5 protein-coding genes are annotated in these 5,337 nt (G+C 58.9%); 2 read left to right on the top strand and 3 right to left on the bottom strand.

Features of this window, described 5'->3' with window-relative positions; all coding sequences use genetic code 11:
- Positions 1-43: 43 nt before the first annotated feature.
- Together recJ and ACW9HW_RS28550 are read right to left on the bottom strand one after the other, a co-directional pair.
- Positions 44-1,753 (bottom strand): single-stranded-DNA-specific exonuclease RecJ, encoded by a 1,710-nt coding sequence (recJ, locus tag ACW9HW_RS28555; RefSeq protein WP_457402663.1) that lies wholly within the window; start codon positions 1,751-1,753, stop codon positions 44-46.
- 66 nt (positions 1,754-1,819) lie between these two features.
- Entirely contained in the window at positions 1,820-2,362 is a 543-nt protein-coding gene (locus ACW9HW_RS28550) for a YaeQ family protein (protein ID WP_007971297.1), read from the bottom strand.
- A 148-nt stretch (positions 2,363-2,510) separates the two neighbouring features.
- On the opposite strand from ACW9HW_RS28550, the gene ACW9HW_RS28545 reads away from it, so the two are divergent.
- On the top strand, positions 2,511-3,710 hold the full coding sequence (locus ACW9HW_RS28545) for a CaiB/BaiF CoA transferase family protein (protein ID WP_457402661.1): 1,200 nt from the start codon (positions 2,511-2,513) through the stop codon (positions 3,708-3,710).
- Positions 3,664-4,632, top strand: coding sequence for a TIGR02285 family protein (locus tag ACW9HW_RS28540; RefSeq protein WP_095193062.1), 969 nt, complete (start codon positions 3,664-3,666; stop codon positions 4,630-4,632). The genes ACW9HW_RS28545 and ACW9HW_RS28540 overlap by 47 nt, the downstream gene beginning before the upstream one ends.
- 170 nt (positions 4,633-4,802) lie before the next feature.
- Here the strand turns inward: ACW9HW_RS28540 and ACW9HW_RS28535 are convergent, their stop codons facing one another.
- Positions 4,803-5,090 (bottom strand): DUF3509 domain-containing protein, encoded by a 288-nt coding sequence (locus ACW9HW_RS28535; protein ID WP_095193061.1) that lies wholly within the window; start codon positions 5,088-5,090, stop codon positions 4,803-4,805.
- Positions 5,091-5,337 lie beyond the last annotated feature (247 nt).

The raw sequence follows: 5,337 nt of genomic DNA, 5'->3' as shown, positions 1-5,337 counted from the left end.
GGCATGCATAAATCCTGTGGGAGCGAGCCTGCTCGCGAAGGGGTCAACGCGGTTCGATGTGGGCAATCATCAACTGAACGGTTTCGTTACCTCGGAATTCGTTGACGTCGAGTTTGTAGGCCAATTCCACCCACTTGATGGTTGGATTCGGCCAGATGTCACGGTCGATACCAAAGGCAATGCCATCGAGCTTGACCGAGCCACATTCACTTCTGAGCACCACTTTGAGGTGCCGTTCACCCACCACCCGTTGCTCGACCAACTGAAACACTCCGTGAAACAGCGGTTCCGGGAAGTGCTGTCCCCAGGGCCCTGCATGGCGCAGGGCACGGGCCAGTTCCAGGTGAAACTCCTCGACGGCCAGGGTGCCGTCCGAGAGCAGGCGTCCGGTCAGGTCTTCTTCGCGCAATTGGCGACGCACTTCAGCATCGAAGGCTTCGGCGAACAACGGAAAATTCACTTCCGGTAACGTCAGGCCAGCGGCCATGGCATGGCCACCGTATTTAGTGATCAGGTTCGGATGCTGCGCCGCCACCACACTCAGTGCATCACGAATATGAAAGCCCTGGACCGAACGCCCCGAGCCCTTGAGCAAGCCGTCGCCTGCATCGGCAAAGGCGATGGTCGGACGGAAGTAACGCTCTTTCATACGCGACGCCAGGATACCGATGACACCCTGATGCCACTCAGGATCGAACAGGCACAAACCGAACGGCATCGATTCCACCGGTAAATCCTTGAGCTGGGCCAGCGCTTCACGCTGCATGCCCTGCTCGATGGATTTGCGGTCCCGGTTCATGCCGTCCAGTTGGGCGGCCATTTCCCGGGCCAAACCGGCATCTTCGGTGAGCAGGCATTCGATGCCCAGGCTCATGTCATCCAGGCGCCCCGCTGCGTTGAGGCGCGGGCCGACGATGAAACCCAGATCGGTCGAGGTGATACGCGCATGATCACGTTTGGCCACCTCGAGAATCGCCTTGATCCCCGGTCGGGCACGTCCGGCACGAATCCGCTCCAGGCCCTGATGCACCAGAATCCGGTTATTGGCATCCAGCGGCACCACGTCGGCGACGCTGCCCAAGGCCACCAGATCGAGCAATTCGCCAATGTTCGGCTGCGGCCTGGTTTCGTACCAGCCCAGGCTGCGCAATCGCGCGCGCAGGGCCATCAACACATAGAAAATCACCCCGACGCCGGCCAGTGCCTTGCTTGGGAAGCCGCAACCCGGCTGGTTCGGATTGACAATGGCATCGGCCAACGGCAGCTCATCACCGGGTAAGTGGTGGTCGGTGACCAACACGTTGAGCCCGGCCTTCTTCGCCGCCGCCACGCCTTCGACGCTGGAAATGCCGTTGTCCACCGTGATCAACAACTGTGGCTGGCGCTCCAGCGCCACCGCAACGATTTCCGGCGTCAGGCCGTAGCCGTAGTCGAACCGATTGGGCACCAGGTAATCGACGTGCGCGGCACCCAGCAGGCGCAAGCCCAGCGTACCCACAGTACTGGCCGTGGCGCCGTCGGCGTCGAAGTCGCCGACGATCAGGATCCGCTGCCGCTGCTCCAGCGCCACCACCAACAAATCTACGGCGGCATCGATGCCCTTGAGTTGCTGGAACGGAATCAACCGCGCCAGGCTCTTGTCCAGCTCGGCTTCGGACTGTACGCCCCGCGCCGCGTATAACCGGGTCAGCAGCGGTGGAATATCACCGAGCAATGGCAGGGTGTCGGGCAACAGGCGAGGTTCGATGCGCATAGGGTAACGGGGGCTTCTCTCAAGTACACAGGATTAAATCGGGTGATGCGTACTGGCTGCAAACAATCAGCCGCGTTCGCCGGCCAGCCATTGCAACTGGACTTCGTGCTGGCCACGGTCATCGGTGACGAAAATCGTCCCTTCGCTGATCATCACGTCCCACTTGATGACGCGGGGCATGTCTTTGGCCAGGGTTTCCAGGACTTCCTGAGGCACGGCGGCAATATTGACGTTTTTCAGGTTTTTCACCGCCGGCACCACTTTGCCTTCCCAGACACGCAGGCTGCCGTAAGCCAGCAGGCTGGTGCGCTCGGTACGACGCGAACACCAGGTCAGGCGCTCGGCATCCGGCTGACCGACTTCGATCCAGTGCAGCACACGGTCATCCAGGCTTTTTTCCCACAAGGCTGGTTCATCCACTTCTGACAGACCACGGCCAAAAGACAGCTGCTCGTTGTACCAGAGGGCGTAGGCCAACAGGCGCACGGTCATGCGCTCTTCGGTTTCAGAAGGGTGACGGGCGATGGTCTGCTTGACGCTCTCGTAGACACTGCGGTCGAGGTCGGTGAGATTCAGTTCAAACTTGTAGGTCGTGGACGGCTGGGCCATGAACGGGCTTCTTGATACGTGGAAAGGCGGCAAGTCTAACCGATGCGACAGGCAATCATCGAGTTGATGGCGATCTACCTTGAGCGCCTGACAGTCGGCTATGTTAAAAGTCTGTATTCGCCAAGTCTCTCGTCCTACAGGATCCCGTATGCCGCTCACCACCAAACCGCTCTCAGGTCTGAAAGTCATTGAGTTGGGCACCTTGATTGCCGGCCCGTTTGCCTCGCGTATCTGCGCTGAATTCGGTGCCGAGGTGATCAAGATCGAATCCCCGGACGGTGGTGATCCGCTGCGCAAATGGCGCAAGTTGTATGAAGGCACTTCGCTGTGGTGGTTTGTGCAGGCCCGCAACAAAAAGTCGCTGACCCTGAACCTGAAGCATCCGGACGGTCTGGCGATTCTGAAAAAACTGCTGAGCGAAGCAGACATCCTGATCGAGAATTTCCGCCCCGGCGTCCTGGAAAAACTCGGCCTGGGCTGGGACACCTTGCATGCACTGAACCCGAAACTGGTGATGGTACGGCTCTCGGGCTTCGGCCAGACCGGCCCCATGAAAGATCAGCCGGGATTTGGCGCGGTCGGTGAATCCATGGGCGGCCTGCGCTACATCACCGGGTTCGAAGACCGGCCACCGGTGCGCACCGGGATTTCCATCGGCGACTCGATTGCCGCGCTCTGGGGTGTGATCGGCGCGCTGATGGCCCTGCGTCACCGCGAGGTGAATGGCGGACAGGGGCAAGTGGTGGACGTGGCGCTGTATGAAGCGATCTTCGCCATGATGGAAAGCATGGTTCCGGAGTTCGATGTATTCGGTTTCATCCGCGAACGTACTGGCAACATCATGCCTGGCATCACCCCCTCTTCGATCCACACCAGCGCCGATGGCAAACACGTGCAAATCGGCGCCAACGGCGATGCAATCTTCAAACGCTTCATGCTGATCATTGGCCGCGAAGACCTGGCCAATGACCCGATGCTGGCCAGCAACGACGGCCGCGACAGTCGCCGCGACGAGCTCTACGGGGTCATCGATCGCTGGGTCAACTCGCTGCCACTGGACGCAGTACTTGAGTACCTGAATCAAGCTGACGTACCCGCCAGCCGGATCTTCAGCGCCGAAGACATGTTCAGCGATCCGCAATACCTCGCTCGGGAAATGTTTCTGCAGGCCAAGCTGCCCGATGGCAAAGACTTCAAGATGCCAGGGATCGTGCCGAAACTCTCTGAGACACCCGGTGATTGTGAATGGGTCGGGCCGCAACTGGGCGAGCATAACGCCCAAGTACTCCAGGAACTTGGCTATGACGCGTCGCAGATCACACAGCTGCGCAAAGACGGAGCCATTTGAGCTGAAACGTCTGCGTGCGCGCCCCTTCAACTATCGCCTATTGCGTTACGGGCGGGTTTTGTGCGCGTTTGCAGGCCTGCTGTTGATCACTGTTCTGGCCATGCCTGCGCTGGCGCAATCCAAGGAATCCCTGCTCTGGCTCAAGCGGGATCTGCCGCCACTGTTCATTTTCGACGGACCGAAAAAAGGCCAGGGGGTCATCGATCAACTGTTGTCACGGTTGATTGCCGGTATGCCCAAGTACCAGCACAGCGTGATGAAGGTTAATCGTGCTCGCGGCTTGCAGATGCTTCACGAGCCATCCCTTGTCTGCGACGCAGCGCTGAATTGGAGCAAGGAGCGCGAAAGCTGGATTGCATTTTCCATCCCGGTCTTCCGTGCAATGAGCAATGGCCTGGCGGTGAAACGCGTTGATCGGGAGGTGCTGACGCCGTTCATCAAGGATGGCGAGGTGGACCTGGCGGCGCTGCTGGCCACTGGCAGCGTCAGCCTGGGCATTGTTGCCGAACGCAACTATGGCGACTTCCTTGACGCACTTATCAAACAAGCCCCCCCGAAAGCCCTGACGCTTCACTACGGCAACGACGCCTTGGGCAGCCTGTTGCAGATGCAACGCCTTGGGCGCTTGCAGTTGCTGTTGGGCTATCGTCCGGAAATCCGCTACCAGGCCGAGCAGCAAGGGATTGCGGAGGATGAATTGCAGTTCTATCCGATTCGCGGCACGGGCAAATACCTGTCCGGCTATATCGGCTGCACCGACACTCCCCAAGGCCGGCAGGCAATCATCGAAATCAACCAACTGCTGCGCACCCTGCCCCGCGACCACCTGAGCGAAGCCTACGCTGCCTGGCTCGACCCGGAAAGTCGCAGCGAATACCTGGAAGCCTCCAGGAAATTTTTCGAACAGCAGGCCGGGCAATGACAAATTCCAGGCAAAAAGAAACCCCGAGAAGTGGGGAGACGACTCGGGGTTAAACGTGGCCTACATAAAGACCCGTAACAGCAGGCTACAAGCACCGGAGCACAATGCTTGATCCTGCTGTTATGGGGTCTGACTGACTTAGGGGCAGGAAGGTTCCCGCCAATGACAATTCAATTTCTGCTGGCCAGCAGCTTGTCTTGAGCAGCATTGCGCAATGCCGCGATAACACAGGGCTCCAGGCGTCCTTCGGCGATCAGCACATCACGATGCAAGCCATCGACCACATCGGTCAACGAACGCTTGTCAGTCAACTGCGCCTGATTGAACTCCCGATCGACCACGACCACACCGGTCGCATTCTTCAATGTCACCCGGCATTCGCCATGAAGGCCTGACGGGGTCAACGTCACCTGGTACGGGCTTAGAGCCTCACCGAGCAAGAGACTGATACTTTCCATCTCGATCACCACTCAATAGTCCGAAAACAAAGTGCCTGGGGCGTGTCTACAGTAAATGACCGCCGGCCCGAGAAGAAAGTTCTGAAAGCTCTCTGGTCGATAGAGGATGCATGTCAAAGATGACAGGGAAAAAACAGGCGTATCACGTCTGTCGGGTCAAAAACTCAGACAGCACACATACCTGTGGCGAGGGAGCTTGCTCCCGTTGGGCTGCGAAGCGGCCCCAAAAGAGGACTGCTGCCGCAGT

The organism is Pseudomonas sp. SDO5532_S415 (assembly GCF_054071155.1).
This window is presented reverse-complemented; position numbering and strand designations above follow the sequence as displayed.

Excerpts from the sequence above, each read along its gene's own strand:
- ACW9HW_RS28545 (WP_457402661.1), top strand. The coding sequence starts at position 2,511 with ATGCCGCTCACCACCAAACCGCTCTCAGGTCTGAAAGTCATTGAGTTG.
- ACW9HW_RS28540 (WP_095193062.1), top strand. The coding sequence starts at position 3,664 with ATGACGCGTCGCAGATCACACAGCTGCGCAAAGACGGAGCCATTTGAG.
- ACW9HW_RS28535 (WP_095193061.1), bottom strand. The coding sequence starts at position 5,090 with ATGGAAAGTATCAGTCTCTTGCTCGGTGAGGCTCTAAGCCCGTACCAG.
- ACW9HW_RS28550 (WP_007971297.1), bottom strand. The coding sequence starts at position 2,362 with ATGGCCCAGCCGTCCACGACCTACAAGTTTGAACTGAATCTCACCGAC.
- recJ (WP_457402663.1), bottom strand. The coding sequence starts at position 1,753 with ATGCGCATCGAACCTCGCCTGTTGCCCGACACCCTGCCATTGCTCGGT.